This is a genomic window from Pseudomonas sp. CFII64, assembly GCF_000416235.1.
In the GTDB taxonomy this organism is placed as follows: domain Bacteria; phylum Pseudomonadota; class Gammaproteobacteria; order Pseudomonadales; family Pseudomonadaceae; genus Aquipseudomonas.
On sequence record NZ_ATLO01000051.1, the window covers coordinates 293,777 to 315,809 of the forward strand.

Annotated in this window: 21 protein-coding genes; 7 read left to right on the forward strand and 14 right to left on the reverse strand. The window is 59.1% G+C overall.

Annotation, left to right across the window (positions count from 1 at the left end; translation table 11 throughout):
* Positions 1–15 precede the first annotated feature (15 nt).
* A complete protein-coding gene (locus CFII64_RS26895) occupies positions 16–1,356 on the reverse strand; it encodes a diguanylate cyclase (protein WP_020294031.1) in 1,341 nt (446 codons plus the stop codon).
* Position 1,357: 1 nt separating this feature from the next.
* Positions 1,358–2,128, reverse strand: a complete 771-nt coding sequence (locus tag CFII64_RS26900; protein WP_020294032.1) for an ABC transporter substrate-binding protein — start codon at positions 2,126–2,128, stop codon at positions 1,358–1,360.
* A gap of 179 nt (positions 2,129–2,307) precedes the next feature.
* On the opposite strand from CFII64_RS26900, the gene CFII64_RS26905 reads away from it, so the two are divergent.
* The gene (locus CFII64_RS26905) at positions 2,308–2,760 is read left to right on the forward strand and encodes a helix-turn-helix domain-containing protein (RefSeq protein WP_020294033.1); all 453 of its coding nucleotides are present in this window, start codon (positions 2,308–2,310) and stop codon (positions 2,758–2,760) included.
* A gap of 59 nt (positions 2,761–2,819) precedes the next feature.
* Here the strand turns inward: CFII64_RS26905 and CFII64_RS26910 are convergent, their stop codons facing one another.
* Genes CFII64_RS26910 through CFII64_RS26930 form a run of 5 tightly spaced genes read right to left on the reverse strand, consistent with a single transcriptional unit; the run spans position 2,820 to position 7,702 of the window.
* On the reverse strand, positions 2,820–4,349 hold the full coding sequence (locus tag CFII64_RS26910; protein ID WP_020294034.1) for a glycosyltransferase family 39 protein: 1,530 nt from the start codon (positions 4,347–4,349) through the stop codon (positions 2,820–2,822).
* Entirely contained in the window at positions 4,346–4,630 is a 285-nt protein-coding gene (locus CFII64_RS26915; protein WP_020294035.1) for a lipid-A-disaccharide synthase N-terminal domain-containing protein, read from the reverse strand. The genes CFII64_RS26910 and CFII64_RS26915 overlap by 4 nt, the downstream gene beginning before the upstream one ends.
* Entirely contained in the window at positions 4,627–5,370 is a 744-nt protein-coding gene (locus tag CFII64_RS26920) for a glycosyltransferase family 2 protein (RefSeq protein WP_020294036.1), read from the reverse strand. The genes CFII64_RS26915 and CFII64_RS26920 overlap by 4 nt, the downstream gene beginning before the upstream one ends.
* Entirely contained in the window at positions 5,367–6,377 is a 1,011-nt protein-coding gene (locus CFII64_RS26925) for an SDR family NAD(P)-dependent oxidoreductase (RefSeq protein ID WP_020294037.1), read from the reverse strand. Before CFII64_RS26925 ends, CFII64_RS26920 begins: the two co-directional genes overlap by 4 nt.
* Complete coding sequence (locus CFII64_RS26930; RefSeq protein ID WP_020294038.1) at positions 6,374–7,702, reverse strand: UDP-glucose/GDP-mannose dehydrogenase family protein; 1,329 nt, start codon at positions 7,700–7,702, stop codon at positions 6,374–6,376. Before CFII64_RS26930 ends, CFII64_RS26925 begins: the two co-directional genes overlap by 4 nt.
* A gap of 230 nt (positions 7,703–7,932) precedes the next feature.
* Between CFII64_RS26930 and CFII64_RS26935 the strand changes: the two genes are divergently transcribed.
* The 4 genes from CFII64_RS26935 to CFII64_RS26950 are packed head-to-tail and all read left to right on the forward strand — an operon-like array spanning position 7,933 to position 10,891.
* Positions 7,933–9,156, forward strand: coding sequence for a SpoIIE family protein phosphatase (locus tag CFII64_RS26935; protein ID WP_044901740.1), 1,224 nt, complete (start codon positions 7,933–7,935; stop codon positions 9,154–9,156).
* A complete protein-coding gene (locus CFII64_RS26940; protein ID WP_020294040.1) occupies positions 9,149–9,718 on the forward strand; it encodes a SiaB family protein kinase in 570 nt (189 codons plus the stop codon). The genes CFII64_RS26935 and CFII64_RS26940 overlap by 8 nt, the downstream gene beginning before the upstream one ends.
* A gap of 19 nt (positions 9,719–9,737) precedes the next feature.
* Positions 9,738–10,124, forward strand: coding sequence for a DUF1987 domain-containing protein (locus tag CFII64_RS26945; RefSeq protein WP_020294041.1), 387 nt, complete (start codon positions 9,738–9,740; stop codon positions 10,122–10,124).
* A 14-nt stretch (positions 10,125–10,138) separates the two neighbouring features.
* A complete protein-coding gene (locus CFII64_RS26950) occupies positions 10,139–10,891 on the forward strand; it encodes a GGDEF domain-containing protein (RefSeq protein WP_020294042.1) in 753 nt (250 codons plus the stop codon).
* A 60-nt stretch (positions 10,892–10,951) separates the two neighbouring features.
* Here CFII64_RS26950 and CFII64_RS26955 read toward each other — a convergent pair whose 3' ends face one another.
* The 5 genes from CFII64_RS26955 to CFII64_RS26975 form a co-directional block, all read right to left on the reverse strand.
* A complete protein-coding gene (locus CFII64_RS26955; RefSeq protein WP_020294043.1) occupies positions 10,952–12,574 on the reverse strand; it encodes an ABC transporter ATP-binding protein in 1,623 nt (540 codons plus the stop codon).
* On the reverse strand, positions 12,571–13,458 hold the full coding sequence (locus CFII64_RS26960) for an ABC transporter permease (protein WP_052026675.1): 888 nt from the start codon (positions 13,456–13,458) through the stop codon (positions 12,571–12,573). Before CFII64_RS26960 ends, CFII64_RS26955 begins: the two co-directional genes overlap by 4 nt.
* Positions 13,459–13,475: 17 nt before the next feature.
* Positions 13,476–14,426 carry an ABC transporter permease gene (locus tag CFII64_RS26965; RefSeq protein ID WP_020294045.1) on the reverse strand — a complete coding sequence of 317 codons (951 nt, stop codon included), beginning with the start codon at positions 14,424–14,426 and terminating at the stop codon, positions 13,476–13,478.
* Positions 14,423–16,135 carry an ABC transporter substrate-binding protein gene (locus tag CFII64_RS26970; protein ID WP_020294046.1) on the reverse strand — a complete coding sequence of 571 codons (1,713 nt, stop codon included), beginning with the start codon at positions 16,133–16,135 and terminating at the stop codon, positions 14,423–14,425. Before CFII64_RS26970 ends, CFII64_RS26965 begins: the two co-directional genes overlap by 4 nt.
* 257 nt (positions 16,136–16,392) lie before the next feature.
* Positions 16,393–17,286, reverse strand: a complete 894-nt coding sequence (locus CFII64_RS26975) for a DMT family transporter (protein ID WP_020294047.1) — start codon at positions 17,284–17,286, stop codon at positions 16,393–16,395.
* Between the two features lie 285 nt (positions 17,287–17,571).
* Here CFII64_RS26975 and CFII64_RS26980 point away from each other — a divergent pair, with 285 nt between their 5' ends.
* Positions 17,572–17,865 carry a metal-sensing transcriptional repressor gene (locus tag CFII64_RS26980; RefSeq protein ID WP_020294048.1) on the forward strand — a complete coding sequence of 98 codons (294 nt, stop codon included), beginning with the start codon at positions 17,572–17,574 and terminating at the stop codon, positions 17,863–17,865.
* Between the two features lie 7 nt (positions 17,866–17,872).
* A complete protein-coding gene (locus CFII64_RS26985) occupies positions 17,873–18,847 on the forward strand; it encodes a nickel/cobalt efflux protein RcnA (RefSeq protein ID WP_020294049.1) in 975 nt (324 codons plus the stop codon).
* A gap of 109 nt (positions 18,848–18,956) precedes the next feature.
* Here CFII64_RS26985 and CFII64_RS26990 read toward each other — a convergent pair whose 3' ends face one another.
* Both CFII64_RS26990 and CFII64_RS26995 read right to left on the reverse strand, forming a co-directional pair.
* The gene (locus CFII64_RS26990) at positions 18,957–19,700 is read right to left on the reverse strand and encodes an SDR family NAD(P)-dependent oxidoreductase (protein WP_020294050.1); all 744 of its coding nucleotides are present in this window, start codon (positions 19,698–19,700) and stop codon (positions 18,957–18,959) included.
* Positions 19,701–19,906: 206 nt separating this feature from the next.
* The gene (locus tag CFII64_RS26995; protein ID WP_020294051.1) at positions 19,907–21,802 is read right to left on the reverse strand and encodes a sigma 54-interacting transcriptional regulator; all 1,896 of its coding nucleotides are present in this window, start codon (positions 21,800–21,802) and stop codon (positions 19,907–19,909) included.
* Positions 21,803–22,033 lie beyond the last annotated feature (231 nt).

Genomic DNA, 22,033 nt, shown 5'->3' on the forward strand with positions numbered 1-22,033 from the left:
CATGGCCACACTGGTTTATAAGGCGACGCGATTGCGCCCTTGAGATTTGGCCCGGTACAGCGCCTGATCGGCGCGTTGCAGCAATTGGTCGAAATGGTCCATGGTCTGGGGTTCGACCTCGGCGACTCCGATACTCAAGGTCACAAAGGGAGACACCGCCGACGCACTATGTGGCAATTCTCGCGCAGCCAGGCTGGTGCGCAGTAGTTGGGCAGCCTTGTAGGCCTGTTTTGCATCGATGTTAGGCAGGACCACTACGAATTCCTCGCCGCCTACCCGGGCAGCCAGTTCGCCAGAGCGTCCGAAGACACTCCTCAGGGTTTCAGCAACCTGTTTCAGGCACTCGTCACCCAGCATGTGGCCGTAAGTGTCGTTGTAAAGTTTGAAGAAATCGACGTCGCACATGAGCACCGCCAGCGGTGTTTTGTGACGCATGGCGCGGCGAAACTCCACTTCCTTCAGTTCATCGAAATAGCGACGGTTGGCCAATCCTGTCAGCGGATCGTGACGGGACAGGGCTTCGAGAGACTGATTGGCGGCCTTCAATTGCGCGGTACGCGCTTCAACCAGTTCGGCCAAATGATCGCGGCTGGCGGCAATGGCCAATTCATCCGAATGCTGGCGTTCCAGGTGGGCGTGAAGATTGTCCTGAAGCTCATTCACTTGGGATTCGAGCAAGCCCAGTTCGTCCTGACGCCGCACTGAGCGCTGCAGCTTGAGGTGATTCCCGAGCGTTTGGGGCGCGAGCCCACCCAGATGCCGCGCGATGTGTACGACGTGCACGGTCACCAATCGATTAAACATGGTCATGATCAACCCAGCCAGCAACAACGACTGGATCACTTGCGTAATAACGATGCTCCGCGCTTCGCCCCAAAGACGTGCCCAAAGCAAATCAGCATCGCCTTCGATAGTCAGCTCGCCGACAACTTCGTGTGCTCCCGCATAGGGCTGGGCAACGAGCTGGCGGTGCAGCATCGGCGCGGTGTCCGACGTGGCGTCGGTATAGCGACTGAGTTCAATGACTTCAGGCGATTGACCGGGGCGCAGGATGCTCAGCACCACGCGCCCGACCGGCGCGGCGCTGGCGACGCTGGCGAGTTGCTTGTTCAGCGATTCGCGGTCCATTTCCCAGATGGCATGGGACAAGGTGTTCTGGAACACCTGATCAATCAGGATGAGTTCCGAATTCATCTCCTTCAGATTACTGTTCCAGGCCATCCAGGTGCGCAAAGAGACCATCGCCAAGGTAAAGATCAGACAAAATAAAAGCGTCGCCAGTACCAGGCGACGTCCTAACGAGCTGAACCTGTTGCCCTGAGATTGTTGAACCGGACTCTCGAGATCGCCCTCCATGTCATAACCACTTGCGCATGATGGCGTCGTAAACGCCGTTGCGACGGATGGTCTCCAGGCCTGAACGAAATTTTTCTACCGTCTGGGCTGGCGTACCCCGGCTGAACGCCATGCTCAAGCCTTCCTGACTGGAGAGCGCAGGAAGTGGCAGGGAACGGATCAGCACCTTTTCCGGGTCTTCACCATTCTGGCGGGTCAGGTACAGCGCGTTGAGCTCGTTGGAGATCCAGAGTTCGACGTGATCGACCTTGAGCTTGCGGTAATTGTGTTCGTACCGGGTACTCGACTGCAGCTCCTCACCGATACGAAAACCTTTTGCAATCAGATATTGCTCGCCCACATCCTGATTGACCGTGGCGATTTGATGACCACGAGCATCGTCCAGCGAGTTGAGTTTTATGGGCCGCTCAGCCAATGAATATATGTACCACTGGGTTGGCGCGATCGCCCCTACCCACTGAAAAAGCTCTTCGCGCGCAGGCGTGCGGGCAATTGAATAAATCAAGACATTGCTTTCATTGAGCGCCAGCTCGTACGCCCGCGCCCAGGGCATAGGTTGGATCGACGCTTGAATGCCAATCTCCTTGAGTACGGCCTGAACCACTTCGGTGCTCATGCCAGTCACCTGGCCATCCTGCGTCATGTTGTAGGGTGGCAACTCTTCCGTGACGATCCGCAAAGCGGGCTCTGCGCAGGCGCTCGGCGAAAATTCGCTGGCAACCAGAAGCATGAGGGCGCTAAACATCAGCAGGCGGTTGAGCGGCGAAGCCATAGACGTTTACCCTGGTTTACTCAAAGAGGCGGACGAGGCCTGGAGCCGTCGACTTACTATCTATCGGCTGGGCTGGCGCGCGCTTGAGTTCAGCGAGGAAACCGCAATTGCATGGGTCTGGTTGGCAAGCGAGAAGCGGAGCTTTACTTGCTACATGCAAGCGATGCTAAGATCCGGCCATGAAAACGACATCAAAGATAGACGTTCGGTCCCATTGCGCAGTGAATTACGGCGTGGAAATCTTCGGCGACCGGTGGTCGCTGTTGATCATTCGCGACATCGTTTTTGTCGGTAAGAAGACATATGGCGAGTTCCGGAAGTCGGAAGAGGGCATAGCGACCAATGTCCTCGCGTCGCGCCTGGTCTTCCTTGAGGCGCAAGGGATTCTCTTGCGGACACCCAGCCCCGACGACGGACGCAAGGACTTCTACACCCTGACCGAGAAGGGGCTGGACCTCATTCCCGTCATGCTCAACATCATCCTCTGGAGTGCGAAGCACGATTCGGAGTCATATGTGCTGCGCCGCAAGGAGTTCGTCGCGCGATTGAGTCAAAACCCCATGCAGGTCGGCGAAGAGGTGAAGGCGCTGGTGCGCAACGGCGGCTGTATCTTTCCCGAGAGCAGCGAGTGAGCGGGACCGTCAGCGCGCGAACGAATGCACAGATGCCGTAAATATTTGCATTTGGCTCCTCAACGTCCGTTAGGACTCCAGACGAAGCGGTAGACGGAAGCAGGGCTGGCCGGTCGGCATTGGCCGTTGTCGGCGCTAGCGCCCACGATGAACCAGTCGGCCCGGGACGTCCGGCCCAGCGGGACCGCCTTGTCCAGGATGAAGCATCTCGCCAGTTGCGCGCCAGGCACCAGTGCATAGGCGCTTGGGTGCGCTTGCAACCAGCCAGCTGCCTGTTCAATCGACACAGTGTGAGCGAAACCGAAATGCACCAGAGGCTGGCGTGCATAAAGCCAGTGACCTTCGCGCCAGTTGACCAGCACCAGGTCAGCACCTTGGGTCAGTTCGGCGGCTTGCTCCATCAGGCGCTGATGGGGATTGTCGCCCTCCATGAGCGGTTCAATGAACCCGCGGGCAAACCAGAGGCTGAACCAGGCCACCGTCGCGCCCAGGAAAACGCGCCGGGCCCAGGCGCGGTCGGCGAACCAGCGCCGCAATAGCCAGGGCACCAACGGCGCCGCGACCAGCACCAGGCCGGGCAAAGCCGGGTAGATGTAAATCTTGCGCTTGCCGCTGGAGAGACTGAAGAACAGCAGCACCAGCAACACCCAGCCAAGCAGCACCAGCACCCGGCCGTCGCGCTTGGCCAGCTGTCGACGCCAGGCCGGGACCAGCCATGGCAGCGCCAGCACCAGCGGTAACCAATATTGGGGGATGACCTTGACGACGAAGTACCAGAATGGCTCGCGGTGGTCCCAGGCGCTGGCATAGCGATTGGCGGTCTGATGCAGGAGTATCTCGCGAAGATAGGCAAAACCTTCCGGCCCGCCGTCGCGCATGACCGAGATGACCATCGGCGCCAGCCAGAGGCAGCAGGCCAGCAGCACCACCAGCAGGCCAAGCGCCCAGCGAGCAGCCTGTCCGGGCATTGCCACCACGCCATGCCAACCCTTGCGCACGGCATATGCGTAGGGAATCAGCATCAGCGCCGGCACGAAGCCCACGCCCTTGCTGATGATGCCCAGGCCCATGGCCGCGCAACCCAGGTAGAACCAGTGCCAGGCCGGGCCCAGCAACAAGTGGCGGACCAGTCCATAGAAACCCAACGCGATCCACAGGCACAGGAAACTGTCGATCTGGCCGGTGCGCAAGATGCTGTAGGTCTGATAGGTGGCCAGGAACAGCAGGGCCGCCGCGCGTCCGGTGCGTCTGTTCCACAGACGGCTGCCCAGGTCGTAGAGCACTGCGGTGGCAGTGGCCGCCGACAGCAAACCCGGCAGATACAGAGCGATTTGCGGGCGGCCGGTCAGCCAGGTAAAGAACGCGACCGTCCACATGAACAGTGGCGGTTTGTCGGCGTAAATCTCTGCCGCCCGGTGGGGCACGAACCAGGAACCGGTCTGCAACATTTCCAGCGCGACGCCCAGAAAGCGCTCCTCATCGACATTCTGTGCCTGGCGCAGACCTAATCCGGCACCGATTAACAGCACAGCAAACGCGACCAGCAGCCATCCTTCGAGGCGACGGGAAAGGGTAGGTCGCACCGTCATGGCTCCTTGACTGACTTGGCTTGCTGGTTGATCAGCTGCAAATTGCGCAGGTACACCACCAGTCCGAAGGATTGGCCAGCGATGAACACCGGGTCCTGTCGATAGATGGCGTAAACCAGTAAAAGAGAGCTGCCCAGCATGCTCAGATACCAGAAGCCCACCGGGATGACGCTGCGCTTCTTGAATTCGCTGTACAGCCATTGCAGGACGAAGCGGCCGGTGAATACTGCCTGGCCGACAAAACCGAGGATCAGCCAGAGCGTTGCGCTATCGAGTCTCATGGGTTCAGTTCCTGAGGCAGACTGTTCAAGCGGGTGCGGCGGATCAGCCACCAGACGCCAAACAGGTCGAGAATGCCGACCAGCGCCCGGTCCAGATTGCCGTAATTGGACACACCGGCCTGGCGATGACGATGATTGACCGGATGGATCAACATGCGGCCGTTGTGGCGCTGGATCAGTGCCGGAATAAACCGGTGCATATGATCGAAATACGGCAGGCGCAGGAAAGCTTCACGCTCTATCAATTTGAGACCACAACCGGTATCCGGCGTGGAATCCTTGAGCAGTCGGCTGCGCAGACCATTGGCGAAGCGCGAGGCCCAACGCTTGCTGGCCGTGTCGCGACGGTTCACCCGGTGCCCGGCCACAAGCTGGATGGCATCGGCGCGTCCTGCGCGAGCGCGTACCAGTTGCACCATGCCGGGAATGTCAGCGGGATCGTTTTGGCCATCGCCGTCGAGGGTTGCCAGCCAAGTGCCCCGGGCAACTTGAGCCGCGCTGTAGATCGAGGTGCTTTGCCCCAGCGAGCGCTCGTTGCGCAGGACCCGCAGTTCCGGAAATCCGCCGTCCAGCAACCCACGCAGCACTCGCAAGGTGTCGTCGGTACTGCCGTCGTCGATCACCAGCACTTCATAGTGTTCCCCGGACAACGCGCTGCGAACCTCCGCCAGCAAGGTCGGCAGGTTGTCGGCTTCGTTCTTGGCGGGAATCACTACGGAAAGAAAAATCGGCACAGTCATGGGTGTCCCTGTTGTGAAAATGGCAGACGGACCTGGATTTGATAATGCTCGCAGTACCAGGCGACGAAAGCGCAGACGCCGGCGTCGAGCGACACCTGCGGTTGAAAGTCGATCCATCGCGCCAGCGCGGAGACGTCGGCCCAGGTTTTCAGCGCATCGCCAGCCTGCATCGGCACGTTGCGGCGGTCTGCGCGCAAACCCAGCGCGGCTTCCAGGCAATCGACGAACTCCAGCAACGTGACCGGCTGCCCCCGGCCAATGTTGAAGAGTTGATGGGGCGGCGTGCTGTCGACAGCGACGGGAGGGCGCAGACGCAGGCGCAGAATGCTTTCGACAATGTCATCTATGTAGGTGAAGTCCCGCGCCATCTGCCCATGGTTGTAGAGTTCGATGGGCTCCCCGGCGAGCATCGCCCGGGTAAATTTGAACAGGGCCATGTCCGGACGACCCCAAGGGCCGTACACCGTGAAAAAGCGCAGGCCGCTGGCTGCCTGACCGTACAGGTGGGAATAGCTGTACGCGGTCAGTTCGTTGCAACGTTTACTGGCGGCATACAGTGACAGTGGCCGGTCCACGGCATCCTCGATCTGAAACGGCATGCGCTCGTTGGCGCCGTAGACCGAGCTGCTGGAGGCGTAGATCAGATGCGCCGGTCGATGGTGCCGACAGGCTTCAAGCACATTGATGAAGCCGACCAGATTCGACTGCACGTAAGCGCCAGGATCCTCCAGCGAATAACGCACACCCGCCTGGGCCGCCAGGTGAATAACCTGTTTGAAACCGTGCCGCTCGAACAGGGTAGACAGACCGGCAAGGTCGGTGATGTCCAGACGCTGAAAAGTAAAACCCGGCAGGCACTGAAGCCTGGCCAGACGGGCTTGCTTGAGCTCAACGCTGTAGTAGGCGTTGAGGTTGTCGATGCCGACCACTTCAACGCCTTGCTCGCACAGCCGCCTGGCGACGTGGAATCCGATAAAACCGGCGGCGCCGGTCACCAGCACCGTCACGGCTGGGCCGCCTGCCCGCGACCAATGCCGTAGTAAGTCAGTCCGGCGTCACGCACCTGCATCGGATCGAAAAGGTTACGTCCGTCGAATACCACCCGGTCACGCAGCTGTTGACCGAGCCGATCCAGATCCAGCACCCGGTAATCCTGCCATTCGGTAATCACCACCAGCGCATCCGCGCCCTCCAGCGCGTCTTCCTTGCAATGCGCCAGGCTCAGATCGGTGCGCGAGCCATATTGTCGCTGGATCGCCTGCATGGCTTGAGGGTCATGGGCCTGGACCTGCGCGTCGGCGGCCCACAGCGCTTCGAGCAAGGCAAGGCTGGAGGCCTCGCGGATGTCGTCGGTATTTGGCTTGAAGGCGAGCCCCCAGACCGCGAAGACCTTGCCCTTTAGTGAACCTTGATAATGCGCGTGGATTTTCTCAAATAGACGGTGTTTCTGGCGGCGGTTGACCTTCTCTACCGCGCCGAGCAGAGACGCTTCCATGCCGTGCTCTTCGGCGGTCCTGAGCAGCGCGTGCAGATCCTTGGGAAAGCACGAGCCGCCGAAGCCGCATCCAGGGTAAATAAAGTCATAACCAATGCGCGGGTCGGCGCCAATGCCCAGCCGCACCTGTTCGATATCGGCGTCCAGACGTTCGGCCAGGTTGGCCATCTCATTGATGAAGGAGATCTTCGTCGCCAGCAGGCAGTTGGCGGCGTACTTGGTCAGCTCCGCGCTTCGGGCATCCATGACCACGAACTTCTCGCGGTTACGGCTGAATGGCTGGTAAAGCTCGCGCAAACGCTCCAGTGCCACCGGGCTCGCCCCGCCGACGATAATGCGGTCCGGGCGCAGGCAGTCGTTGACGGCAGAACCTTCCTTGAGGAATTCCGGGTTACTGATCACTTCGAAGCCTGCATCGCGTCGCAGGCTGACAGCGATCTCGCGGCGCATGCGGTCAACGGTACCCACCGGCGACGTGGACTTGTTGACGATGATCCGCGCACCTTCGGCGTACCTGAGCAGCGAACGCAGCACGGTGAGCACCTGACTCAGGTCAGCGTGACCGTCGGCTTGCAGGGGCGTGCCCACCGCGATGAATACCAGCTCGGCAAAGCAACTGCCTTCGGCCTCGTCCGTGGTGAAATGCAGTCGTTTGCTGTCCAGTCCGTTACGCAGCAGTTGCGCCAGGCCAGGCTCGAAAATCGGACAGATGCCTTGGCGCAGGGCGTCAATTCGCTCCCGATCGACATCCACGCAGCACACCGTGTGACCCACTTCGGCCAGGCAGGCCGCTTGGGTGAGGCCTACATAGCCCGTTCCGAACACTGTCACTTTCATCTGTCCTCTTTCCTCTGATCCACAAAACGTCGCTTTTCTTTGGCGTGCCTGGCGGGTGTCTGACCGAGCGCTGCCAAATGAATGTCACAACGGTGTGAAGGAACGATGACGCCTTGAGCGGCCAGCAGAATGAAATTCGCGCTGTAATATCACTTTAATATCAGCGTGTCAGGATACGAGCTTTAGTCAGCCACGATGACGCAAGCATGCAGGCAGAACAGTTCACATTCATGCGACCCACGCTGCCCAGAGATCATCGCTGTGCAGATGATTTGTGCAACGAGGTGCCCGGCATCGACTCGGACAGCACCAATATCAAGGTCATGGATACCTTCACTGCGCATCGCGAGATGGTGTGCCTGGCGGTGGTCGAAGGCGAGCGCCCCATTGGGCTGATCAATCGAAATATCTTCATGTCGCAGATGAGCAAGCCGTTTCATCGCGAGTTGTATGACCGCAAGAGCTGCATTGCGTTTATGGACAAAGAGCCCTTGGTGGTCGACTCCCGGATGAGCATCGAAGAGCTGACCTTCAAGACGGTCGAGTATGGCGAAAAAGCCCTCGCCGACGGCTTCATCGTAACGCGTGAAGGCCGGTTCGCAGGTCTGGGCAATGGTTTGCAACTGATGGCCGTGGTGGCCGCCATGCAAGCGGAAAAGAATCGTCAGATGATGCAAAGCATCGAGTACGCCAGCGTCATTCAACGGGCGATGCTCAGAGCTTCTCGCGACGCATTGGCCTCAACCCTGGATGACGCTGCGCTGTTGTGGGAACCGCGGGATGTGGTGGGTGGCGATTTCTATCATTTTTGTGCGTATCCCGAGGGCTGGTTCGGGGCGATTGCCGATTGCACAGGGCATGGCGTGCCGGGAGCCTTCATGACCTTGATTGCATCCTCGTCGCTTACCCAGGCGCTGGGGCAAATCGGGCCACGCAACCCTGCCGCGCTTTTGTCGGCCGTGAATCGCGGAGTGAAGGGGCTCCTGGGGCAGGTCGATGGTCTGGACGGTACACCGGAATCAGATGACGGGCTGGATGCGGCGTTTTTCTGGTTCGACAACGCCACGCAAGTACTGAGTTTCGCAGGTGCGCGCATGTCGTTGCACATACTGCATCCGGACTCGGAACAGCTTCAAACCCTGGCAGGTCAGCGAATGGGTGTTGGCTACGTCGATAGCGATTATGACTTTGAGTGGGTTCCCGCCACCGTGTCGATGTTACCTGGCAGCATTATTTTCATCGCCACCGATGGGCTGACCGATCAAATCGGCGGCGCTAAAGGAATCGCATTCGGCAAGCGCAAGGCGTTCGACACCATTCTGCAACATCGTGCCCAACCCTCGGCAGCCATCTGTGACGCTATAAAAAATACGCTGCTCAACTGGCAGGGCGAGCAAACCCGTCGGGATGACTTGACCCTATTCTGTGCCCGCCTCAGGAATAAAAATGTTTAATTCATCGACCGCTCAGCTGGATGGTTCATTCTTCGAATTGGCCAGTCGGCAAAACGTGATTTTCTATCACAAGGGCTATTTCTCTCATCACGTTGTTTCCGCAATGGCCGAGGTTGTGAAACTTCAGCTGGAGATCTCTGGTGTCAGCGGGCCAACACGCCGCAAGTTGTTTTCGTCGTTCGTCGAGCTGTCGCAGAATATTATTCATTATTCGTCCGACTCCCTTGGCGCGACTCATTCCGAGAATTCTGTTCTTCGCCAGGGTGCTGTCTGCATCAGTGCCGAAGGTGAGCGGCACCTGATGCTTTGCGCCAACCCCATTGCGACGACCGAGGTGGAACGGCTGCGAGAAAAACTGGAACCTTTGCGCAGCATGTCCCTTGAAGAAATCAAGGCCGCTTACAAGGTAACGCTGCGTTCCGAAACGCCTGCCGATAGCAAGGGCGCCGGGCTGGGCTTTCTGACCATGGCGCGCGACGCAAGCGCACCTTTGGAGTTTGGCTTTCATGCGAGAGAGGACGATCCCGACACCACGTTGTTCTGCCTCAAAGCGATTATTTGAAATGAGTGGCCTATCTAGCATGGACAACTTCTACATCGAAGCAACCGCAACTTCGCCGGAAATCGATTTTCGTTTTGATCAGGATCTTCTTTCGATGAAGGGCGAGTCGTATCCGGAAAACGCTGCTGCATTTTACGCTCCGGTTTTACAGCAATTACGCGCTTTCCTGCTTGAACGAACCAGCGCGACAATCACCGTCAATATCGCGCTGGCCTATTTCAACAGTTCCAGCACCAAAATCCTGTTCAATATCTTTGATGCCCTGGATCAATCTGCCCAGGCCGGAAACCGCATTGAGGTGAACTGGTACCACGACGAAGAAGACGAAACGATTTTTGAATTCGGCGAAGAATTGAAGGCTGACTTCACGGCGGTCACCTTCAACGACCATCCAATCACCACTTGATGAGGATGACGGTCATGTCAGCTTCAGTCACACCCATTTGCGCTTCGAGTGACGCGATTCCTGACTTGTTCAAGAACGAGACAGATGCGCTCGACCATGCCCGTTCTATCCTGGCCGTGACCGATGCCGAGGCGGCGATCTACAAGCGATCACTGACTGATCTGGCCTCTCATTACGAACGACTGCTGCGCGAAATGCGACGGTTGATCGGCAGAAGCGACCGTGCCGAGCGGGAAATGAATTTGCTCAATACGCAGTTGCAAACGCTGGCCGGTCAACTTGAATACCGCGCGACGCATGACGCCCTGACCGGAATCCTGAATCGCGGGGCGATCATCGATCTGGCGGTTCAGGCCCTGCAAAAAAACGGTGCAGTACTGGTTGTGCTGGACATCGATCACTTCAAGCACGTGAATGACGAGTTTGGTCATCCTGCCGGCGATGCGGTCATTCAGGGCATTGTCGAGTGCCTGCGCGAGGTAGTCGCAGACACCGGGAAAATAGGGCGCGTCGGGGGCGAGGAGTTCACGGTCCTGATTAGCGGCGAAGACCTGGAGCGAGGCCTGGAACTGGCCGAAGCCATGCGTGATGCGATTGCCAGTCATGTATTTGCCGATCCGGTAAACCGGCAGATCACCGCAAGTTTTGGCGTCAGCGCGAGCACCTCGGGGACAACCTTTGATACCGCTTACGGCGCGGCTGACGCCGCGCTATACCGCGCCAAGCGTGGGGGACGAAATCGCGTGGAGCAAGCTGAAGCCTTATAAGCGGCTCGGATTGGTTTCTGCCAATGTCATCTGGCGAAGGCGTGTTTCCCGGTATATCAATCAGGCGCTCAGCTTTTTCCCTGGCACCGCCGCCAGCAGTTCCTGGGTATAGGCCGCCTTGGGGTTTTTAAACACTTCGTCGATCGTCCCTTGTTCAACTACCTTGCCATTGCGCAGGACCAACACGTGATGGGCAACATTGGCAACCACCGCCAGATCATGGGAAACGAGCAGGTAGGCCAGCCCCAGCTCGGCCTGCAATTCGGCCAACAGGTCGAGAATCTGCGCTTGAACCGAGACGTCCAACGCCGACACCGGCTCATCCAGGAGCAACAGATCCGGTTGCAGTGATAACGCGCGAGCGATGGCGACGCGTTGGCGTTGCCCCCCGGAGAGTTCTCGAGGCAGTCGATCTAAAAATGTCGCTGGCAGATGAACCCGTTCCATCAGCTTGCGGGCTGCTTGTTCAAGCGCTCGCCCCTTGAGTCGACCAAAGGACACCAGCGGCTCTATCACGCTCTCGAAAATAGTCATGCGCGGGTCCAGCGCGGCGAACGGGTTCTGCTGCACCAGTTGCATGCGTTGACGAAGGGGGCGAAATTCGCGCCAACTGAGGTTGATAGTGTCTTGGCCATCGAAGACGATGCGGCCTTCGGTTGGCTGCTCCAGTCCCAATGCGATACGCAACGCAGTGCTCTTGCCCGAGCCGGATTCACCGACGATGGCCACTGTCTGTCCGGGGTAAACCTCAAGACTGACATCCTGTAATGCCTGAAATGAACTCGGCTCGCCTTTGTGTCTGGGTAGCTGGAAGGTCTTGCTGATGCCCTCCACGGACAAAAGCCGGGCGCCATTGGCGGCCGGGATTGGCGCTGGACGTGCGCGGGTGCTGAAGGCTGGCGCTGCTGCGATAAGCGCTCGGGTATAGGGCTGAGACGGGAACGCCAGGACCTGTGCCGGAGGACCTTGCTCGATAAGCTGACCGTCCTTCATCACCAACAGTCGATCGGCACGATCTGCGGCGACAGCGAGGTCGTGGGTGATGATCAACAATGATATGCCGCGCTCGGCCACCAGGTTCTGCAAGTGATCGAGGATTTTGCGTTGCACCGTCACGTCCAGAGCGCTGGTGGGTTCGTCGGCAATGATCAGCCGCGGATTGCCGGCCAGCGCGATAGCGATCAACACGCGCTGGCGCATACCACCGGACAGTTCGTGGGGATACTGACGCGCGCGCAGCAAGGGCTGGTCAAGCCCGACGCGTTTGAGCAGCTCGATGATGTCGGCGTCAACCGTGAGGTAACGTCGACCCTGCGCCTGAATCAGCGCCTCGCCGATCTGCTGGCCGATGCGCAATGTGGGGTTGAGCCCCACCATCGGATCCTGGGGCACGAGACTTACCGTGCGGCCACGCAGCCTTTGCCACTCACGCTCACTGGCGTGCGTGACGTCCTTGCCGTCGACGCGCAACTGTCCGCTAGCGATGCGCGCATTGCCCGGCAGCAGGCCCAGTAAAGCATTGGCCAGCGTGGATTTGCCCGATCCGGATTCGCCGACGATGGCGAGGGTTTCGCCCCGCTGCACAGTGAACGACACACCACGCACTGCAGGCGTTGATTGACCGCCGGCACGATACGACACCTGCAGATCGGTGACTTCAATGAGGGGCAGTGGGGATGTCATCGTGGGCTTTCCTCCAGCGTACGAGCGATATGGTTGACGCTGAACACCACGGCCACCAGAAACAGGCCAGGCAGTAAAGGCACCCAGGGTGCGGTCATCAGAAAGGATCGGCCGTTGGCGATCAGCGTGCCCCATTCAGCCGCAGGCGGCGCGGCGCCAAAACCGAGGAAGCTCAAGCCTGCCGTGGCGAGAATTGCAGCGCCGAAATCCAGCGTCGCCAGAACCGCTACGGGCCCCCATGCATTGGGTAACACGTGGCGCAGCAGGGTGCGGGTCCAGCTGGCGCCGCCGAGCCGGGCCGCCTCGACGTAGGGAAGGGTTTTGATTCGCAGCACTTCGGCCCGGGTCGTGCGCGCAAAGCCGGGCACGATGCCGACGCCTACGGCTATCGCGACGGGCACGGTGCCGAAACCAATGGCCGTCACGATGGCCAGAGCGAGAAGCAGGCCGGGCAGGGCCAACATCACGTCAATCAGGCGCATGAGCAGGGTGTCCAGACGCCCACCGGCAAAACCGGCCAGGATACCCAGCCCAAGACCGCCAACCAGAGCAATGCCCACTGCCAGCAGTGCGGCCGTGACCGACAGGCGTGATCCGTGGACCACCCGGCTGTACAGATCGCGGCCAAGTTCGTCGGTGCCAAACCAGTGAGCAGCACTCGGCGCTACCAGTTTGGCAGCGGGCGCCGTGGCATACGGATCGGCATGGCTTAGCAGCCCCGGGACGAGTGCAGACAGCAGCGCGAAAGCGACGACAGCCAGGGCCAGCAGGAAGCCAGGGCGGCGCAGTAAAGGCGCCAAGGCAATGCGGGCCCGTTGCCAGCGGGTTCGCGGTCGCCAGACGGGGGCGGGGCTGAGTTGTGTGGGGAACGTCTCAATCAACATGTCTGTTGTAACAGCCATCAGGCAATCCTCGGCGTATGAGTGATGCGTGGATCAAGAAGGGGGTAGAGCAGGTCCACGACGAGGTTGACCACCACGAATGCCGCTGCCGCCACGCTGACGATGGCCAGCACCACAGGGATGTCCTGACGCAGGACTGCTTCCTGAGCCAGGCGGCCTATGCCGCTGCGCGCAAAGATGGTTTCCACCAACACGGCACCGGAGACGGTGTTGCCGACTTGCAAGCCGATCAAGGTGAGCAGCGGCAAGGCTGCGTTCTTGAAGGCGTGGCGTCGCTGCACTTGCGCTCGGCTCAGGCCTTTCGCGTAAGCGGTCGCAAGGTAGGGCTCATGACGGACACCCTGAAAACCTCGGAGTAACACCTGGGCATAAACCGCAGCGCTGGGGATCGCCAAAGTGATTGCTGGCAACACCAGGCTGGACAGACCTTGGTTGCCAGTGGATGGCAGCCAGCCCAGGGTAAACGCGAACACCTGGATCAGCAGCAAGCCCATCCAGAAGACCGGTACGGAAAAGCCCAGTGACGGCACCCGCGCCAAGGCGGTTTGCAAGGGGCGCCAGCGCACATAGGCGGCCAGATAGCCCAGGCCGATACCGCCAGTCAACGACAACACGATGGCGACGCCCGCCAGCGCCAATGTTTGCGGCAACCGTTCCGCGAGCAGGCCGGCCACCGGACGGTTCAGTGCAATCGACTGACCAAAGTCACCGTGCACTGCGCCCAATACCAGACTGAGATACTGCTCAAGCACACTCTGATCGAGCCCGTAGTACGCGCGGGCCTTGGCAAGATCTGCGACTGAAAGTGAGTCGATCTCCACGCCCGACGCACTCAGCATGATCGAGAGTGGATCGCCCGGCAGCAGATACAGAATGAAATAGGCGACGGTATACGCCCCCCATAACACCAAAACAGCCTGACCGATTCGGCCGATCACATAGCGACTCATGGTTGTTTGAGCTCAATGTCGTTGAGCAGCGCGAAGCCTTCTGCAGTCCAGCGGAAGTTGTGGACCCGCTGGCTGGTCGCGGCTTGCCATACCCGCTCATAGATCGGAAACGCCGAGGCCTCGTCAATGAGCAAATCCTGCAGCGCGCCGTAGGCCTGGGCCCGTTGCTCGCTGGACGTTGCCGTCATGCCGGTGTCAAACAGCGCCTGGGCCTTGGGCAGCGTTTGCGGGGAGTAAAGATTGGTCGCCACGGTGGAACTGTTGGCCGTTCGTGGATCAATGATGGTTTGCAGAATGATCGGGTCGGCGCGCGTCATGTAGGTGGAAGTCAGGTCATAGTTGCCGGCGGCGTTCGCCGCTGCCCAATCGGCAGTGGTGAGCACATTGAGCTTGAGATCGATACCGACCTGGCGCAGCTGATCCTGGATCAGGACGTCGCCAGCGGTTTCCGCGACCTGAAGGTTGTAGGTCAGCTTGAGGCGCTTGCCGTTCTTGACTCGATACCCGTCCGCACCCGGCACCCAGCCAGCGTCATTCAACAGTTGACGTGCGCCGGCGGGATCGAAGGCGAGCTTGGCGCTCTGGCTTTTGAAAAATGGAGTGGTGGTGTCGTAGAGACTGCTGACCACCGGGAATTTCGCGCTATAAACCGTCGACGCATAGGTCTTGCGATCAATGGCTTTTTGCAGCGCCTGGCGTATCGCATTGTCACCGAGGAGGCGGTCGCCGCGAGTATTGGGAAACCAGTTCAGGGCCGGGCCAGGCAGTGAGCGGCTCTGGATGGTGGCTTTTTTCGACTCGAACAGTTTGCTGTCCACTTCGGAAAAAGGTGCGCGTGGCCAGAGTATGTCGAGCTGGCCCTGCACAAACTGACCATTGCGCACGCTTTCCTCGGGAATGTAGGTCACGTCAACCTTGTCCAGGTGCGCTTCACCCCGGTTCTGCGCGTTGGCTGAGGGCCAGGCGTAACCGGTCCGTTTGAGTAGACTCAGGCCAGACTCCGGCGTGTAGTGATCGAGCACGAAGGGCCCGGTGCCGATAATTGCCCCAAGCGAGCGCTCCTTGGCAGTTTTTACGTAGCTTTCAGGGGCGAGGATCGCCAGGTTGGTGGTGGATGTGGCTTGCAGGAAGCCGGCATTCGGACGCGCAAGCACCAGTTTTACCGTGAAGTCGTCGACGACCTCGGCGTGGTCGTAGCCCGCGAGGTAAGTCGCACCAAAGGTGGCAGGCAGTTGCGCAGCGAAGGCCTTGTCGGAATCAAACGCAGTCTTCACCGCGTGGGCATCGAAGCGCGTGCCATTGCTGAACGTAACGTCCTTGCGCAAGTGAAAGGTGTACTGCAAAGCGTCCGGGCTGATGTCCCATCCGGTCGCCAGCCAGGGAATGATCTTGCCGGTCTGCGGGTCCTGGTCGGTCAGGGACTCGGCAACGTTGCGCAGCACGACCCGATGCTCAAGCCAATAAACCTGGAAAGGATCCAGACTGACCAGCGTGGTGTTATCCCGAAAGAACGCGATTTTCAGTGTTCCATTGTTCGCGTTCTGGTCAGCCGAAGGCGAGCAGCCAATCAGGCTTGAGGAAATGGCCAGAATCGCGAGCCAGTGGTTGGGGAAGCCAAACAGCCGCTGCGCGCTGATTGCCGGGGAGCAAGGCTGCACGGGCAGGGTGGGTGCAACGTCGGAGGGGTAGGCCGGAGAACGTGTGCTCATGGGCAGTCATCAGTCAGGTTTGAGGGCTGACACGGGAATGTCCCGGCAGATTTCCTAAGACCGTAATCTTATGACTGAGAGCTGTAAAAGGCTTTTTTGATCTAAGCTAATTATGTGTTTGTTGAATGAACCACTAGCATAAATATGCGCAAGGTTGAACTTGTGTCAGCGCTGTCGGCAGCCTGAGGGCCGGACTCGCGTCCAACCCTCCACATCTGGCAGTCCGGCCAGGTTTTATTCTGCCCGGTCTGGCCCAATCACTTCAGCGTAATCGGTTGCGGCGGCTTCACCGTGGTCCTGCGTCCCAGGATCACGGTGCCTACCACGCCAGCCGCAAATAGCCAGGTGATGGGTTCAATGTGCTCGCCGAACCACAGCGCCGAAAAGGCAATGGTGAAGAATATCTGCAGCAATTGCACCTGGCCGACCCTGGCGATCCCGCCCATGGCCAACCCGGCGTACCAGGCGAAGAAGCCGATGAATTGCGAGAACAAAGTGACGTAGCCGAACGCCCATAATGTTGGCGTACTGATGGGGCCTTGATGCTGGAATGCCAGGTACAACACGGGCCCCAGCAGTACCGGGAATGCCAGTACCAATGCCCAGCAGATTACCTGCCAGCCGCCCATCTCCCGCGCCAGTCTGCCACCTTCGGCATAACCCAGGCCGCCAAGGGCAATGGCGGCCAGCATCAGCAAGTCGCCGCTGCTGATGCTGCCGGCACCCTGAATCAACGCGTAGGTCAATACCAGCGCGCTTCCCAGCGCCGCGCAGGCCCAGAATGCTTTGGACGGACGCTCATGGGACAACCAGGCGGCGTACATCGCCACGATCAGCGGCTGCAGGCCGTTAACCAGTGCGCCGTGGGATGAGGGCAGCGTTTGCATGGCCCATGCCGAGAGCACCGGGAAACCGACGATGACTCCAAGGATGACAAAGAACAGACCTTTGACCTGCTTCCACGTCGGCCATTGTTCACGCCTCAACAGCAACAGCGCCGCGGCTGGAATCGCGGCCACCAACGCGCGGCCGAGGCCATTAAGCAGGGGGTGAATTTCCTCGACCACGATCCGGGTCATGGGCAGGGTCAAGCTGAAAATTATAACGCCCAGCAGGCCGAGGGCCATGCCAGTGTTATCACGGGAGGTCATAAAGGGCTCGTTGATCAGGTAATTCGGACGTCTATTTAGCCACAGCGCCCGGAGTGCGTAGCGTTACAGAGACCGGCAGAGTGAGCCATACACTTTGAGACGCTTCATGTTCGCTTTCCTCACCCGCTCCATCAGCAACTCACTGTAGATCGACATGTGCACTGAAGGGGCATGGCTCCAGAAGCAGCAGGTATCGTCGAGGAAATGCATGGTAATGGGTTTGACCCTATCCCCCCAGGGGGGATATAGTGGCGATCTGAATCATTCAGGCCAGAGGCCCAAATCATGAGTGAGCACGACCACCCCCATGGCCACACGCACTTGTCCCATGAGGCGATTATCAAGCGCCTGAAGCGGGCAGACGGGCATTTGCGCGGCATCATTGCCATGATTGAAGAAGGCCGCGAGTGTGTCGATATCGCTCAGCAGCTTCACGCAGTCGAGAAAGCGGTATGCCAAGCCAAACGCACGTTGATTCAGGATCACATCGATCACTGCCTTGAAGACACGGTAGGTTCACTCGCAAAAGGCGAGCGGGCACCGCTGGAAGCTTTCAAGCAAATCACCAAATACCTGTAGGTCTGGCATGCCGAACTTTGTCGAGCTGTTGCAGCAAGGTGGTTCGCACGCCTGGCTGTATTTCCCCAGTGCCATCTTGCTGGGAGCGTTGCATGGGCTGGAGCCGGGGCACTCCAAAACCATGATGGCGGCCTTTATTGTGGCCATCCGGGGTTCCGTCAAGCAGGCAGTGCTATTGGGACTCGCAGCTACGCTGTCGCACACCGCTGTTGTCTGGTTGGTGGCCATTGGTGGGATGTATCTGGGCCAGGGTCTGGATGCGGAAACTACAGAGCCTTACTTCCAGCTCGCATCTGCTGCGCTGATCATTGCCATTGCGCTCCGGATGCTGTGGCGCTCGTGGCGTGGTGAGCAGCTGTATCAATTCGAACAGGCAAACGGTGCACATGCTCATGCTCATGATGACCACCATGAACACGACGCCACGCACCGTATCGCTACAGGGCACGGCCATGTTGAACCGCATGCGTTCAGCGCCCGGCTCAGTCTGGGGCACGCAAGCCACAGCCACGATCACGACCTGAACTTTAAAGAGCACAGTCCTGGGCATAGCCATGACCACGGCGATCTGGACGGATTAAGCCTGACCGGGGAGGGCTACCAGGATGCCCATGAAAAGGCCCATGCCAGCGATATCCGCAAACGCTTCACCAATCGAGAAGTCAGCAATGGTCAGATCCTGATGTTTGGCCTGACCGGAGGGCTGATCCCTTGCCCGGCAGCGATAACCGTGCTGTTGCTCTGCTTGCAAGTGAAGCAGACCACCCTCGGTGCTGTGATGGTGCTCTGCTTCAGCCTCGGCCTCGCGATGACCTTGGTCACCGTGGGCGCTGCCGCCGCCATCGGCGCTCGAAAAGCCTCAAATCGTTTCCCCTGGCTCAATGCCGCCGCTCGACGAGCACCTTACCTCTCCAGCGTGTTGATCATCTGCGTAGGCGTGTATGTGGGCGTCAACGGTTGGATCGGGCTGTACTCGGCTTGAAGGCGATATTTCACGGCGCCTCGGCCGAGGCGGGTGGACAAGGAGCGGACGAAGCCGTTTGATCAGGCGCGAGTGGATCAAACGTCTGGCCGGCTGTTGTCACGTTGTGCTATCGAATGGTATAGCCGCTGTCGACAATCCAATCCTGGCCGTAAACGTTTCTTGCGCCGTTGCTGAGCTGAAACAAGACGACGTCCGCAACCGCCCCTGCGTCTAAAAACTGGCCATCAAGAAGTCGCTGGTTAACCTGATCGGCGACACCGGCCAAGGCATCAGGCTTGAGTCCCAAAGTTGACCAGATCGGGGTCGCGGTCGGGCCCGGTGAAACCATATTGATTCTTATCCCAAGCGGCGCAAATTCAACTGCCAGTGTGCGGGCATGTGCCTGAAGGGCCGCCTTGGAGGCTATATAGGCAGCAAGGCCGGGGAACGTCACTTTCGCCAGAAACGTACCGATAAAAACGACCGACGCCGGTTTCGCCAGAGTTTCACGCAGGCACGCCAGCGTATTCAATGCGCCCGCGCCATTGACTGCCCACTGGCGATCAAATGCCTGAGTGTCGAGACCGTCGGCCAGTTCAGCGATGCCCGCATTAGGCACCAGAAAATTCACCGGACCCAGGCGCGAAGCGTGCTCAGCCAGTTGTGCAAGATCCTCATGCTTAGTGACATCGCCTGCCATCCAGGTCAACTGGTCCGCAAACCGTCCAGCAAGCGCCTCCAGTCCGCCTATCTGCCGCGACATGGCGAGTACCCGAGCGCCTTGTGAGAGAAGGCGTTCGGTTACCGCCAAACCTATCCCGGAACTGGCACCGGTGATCACCGCCAAACGTCCTTCGAAATCATTACTCATCGTTATTGATCCTTGCTGAACCTGGATTGGTTTGATGTTCAACGTTGACGGATTCAAAAAACGGGCCAAATAGATAGCCCCTCTGGATCAGCGGTACCAGTGCCTACGCTGTCTTTATGACTGCCAGATATCGATGTCGTAAAGACTATGTGTAGTCATTCCGACTTGCAGATTGGACTGCACATAAATGTGATCGTCCCGATGGCTCAGCCGAGATCCAGGCGTTTAAGTCGAGACGCCAACGTCGTGGGTTTTATGCCCAGCAGCTCGGCCGCGCCTTCTTTGCCAAAAAGCTTGCCTTTGGTTGCAGCCAGCGCAGCCTGCAGGTTGCTTCGCTCAAGGTCGCGCATCTGCGCGTCGGTCAAAATGGTCTGGCGGTCGGTAGCCTCCGAAGTGTTGTTCTGGACAGTCGATTCATCCGGCAGGTCCAGGTTCAGATCGGCACCAATCGAAGTGATCAACGCGCGCTCGATCACGTTTTGCAGTTCGCGGATATTGCCCGGCCATGAATAGCGCTGCAGCTGTTCGATATCGCTGTTGCGCAGGCGCCGGCCCGGCATGTTCAGGCGCTTGCCGGTCTGCTTGAGGAAATGTGCGGCCAGCGGTGCGATATCGATCGGTCGTTCGCGTAGCGCTGGCGACTGGATAGGAAAAACATTGAGCCGGAAATACAGGTCTTCGCGAAAGTTTTTCGCGACGATTTCCTGCCGCAGATCCCTGTTGGTTGCGGCAATGATCCGCACATCGACTTTACGGGTGCGCTCTTCACCGACCCGTTCGAACTGGCCTTCCTGCAACACGCGCAGCAGTTTGCTTTGCAGCTCCAGCGGGATCTCACCGATCTCGTCGAGAAACAGCGTGCCGCCATCGGCCAGCTCAAAGCGGCCCACGCGATCCCGTACCGCGCCGGTAAACGCGCCGCGAATGTGCCCAAAGAACTCGCTCTCGAACAGCTCGGCAGGAATTGCTGCGCAGTTGACCCGAATCAGCGGGCTGGCATTGCGGCGGCTGGCCTGATGGATCGCGCGGGCAATCAGCTCTTTACCCGTGCCCGACTCGCCATTGATCAGGACGCTGGCATCGGTGGGCGCGACCACGTCGATCTGCCTGATGATTTTCTTGATCGGTTCGCTTTGGCCGACGATCTCGCGGAAGTTGTGCTCGATGTGGATCTCTTCCTGCAAATAGGCGTTTTGTTCTTCAAGCCGTTCCTTGAGCACCTTGAGTTCTTCCAGGGCGTTTTGTAGCTGGATTTCCGTGCTGCGCCGCTCGGTGATATCGCGAAACACCACCACCGCGCCGACGATTCGGCCCTCGGAAATCACTGGGGTGCTCGTGAATTCCACCGGAAACGAACTGCCATCGCGACGCCAGAACACTTCCTGACGTCCCTCATGCACCACACCGTCGCGCACCGCTTTATAGATCGGACAGTCTTCGACCGGGTAGTGGCTGCCGTCGGCGTGCGTATGGTGGTGGATGCGATGGATGTTCTTGCCGATCATGTCCTGCGGCTCCCAGCCCAGCATTCGCGCGCCGGCCGGGTTGACGAAGGTGGCCAGGCCTTCGCTGTCAATGCTGTAGATGCCGTCGCCCACCGAACTGAGCAGCAACTGATTGTCGCGCTCGCTTTCCTGGAACAGGTTGAGAATGTTGCGCCACTCGATCAGCCCGCCGCGCATGGTGCGCTCGGTATGGGCCTGGTCGCGCTGGTACCTCTCATGACTCAACTCACGCAGCACCAGGATCAGTTGCTGTTCACCCTTGATTTGCAGGGTTGTGGCGGAAATTTCCAGCTCGATGCGTTCGCCGCTCTTGCAGTTGCAGCTCAGCTCTTCAGTCCAGCCGCGGCCTTTGTCCATCACCGCCTGGGTGAACACGATCAGATCGGCCAGTTGGTGGCCGAACAGCTTGCTAACCGGCAGTTCCAGTAACTCCTGACGCGGGTAGCCGAGCAGCTTGCAGGCCGCGATGTTCAGGTCGCCCAGGCGATCGGAGAACGGGTTAAGCAGCGCGATGGCCTCGGCACAATGCTCAAACACCATGTGCCGCGACGAATACGCCAGATCGGCCCAACCGCTGAGAGAGTCTGTTTCAGTCATGGCTACGAGATCTCGTGATTTGTCGCTACGAATATTCGTATTTCTACGGGAATCCGTGATGAATCGATAGCATCAGAAGCGCAGTCAAAAACCGGATCAGATCAGTATTTTCAACAAATTCAATAGGTTGACCTTAGATAAAAATCAGTTTTATTTTCTGGCACGGCGTTCGCTCTATCTCCTGCAACCCGACAGCCAACACAGGCTGACGACCAAGCACCCAGAAACTGG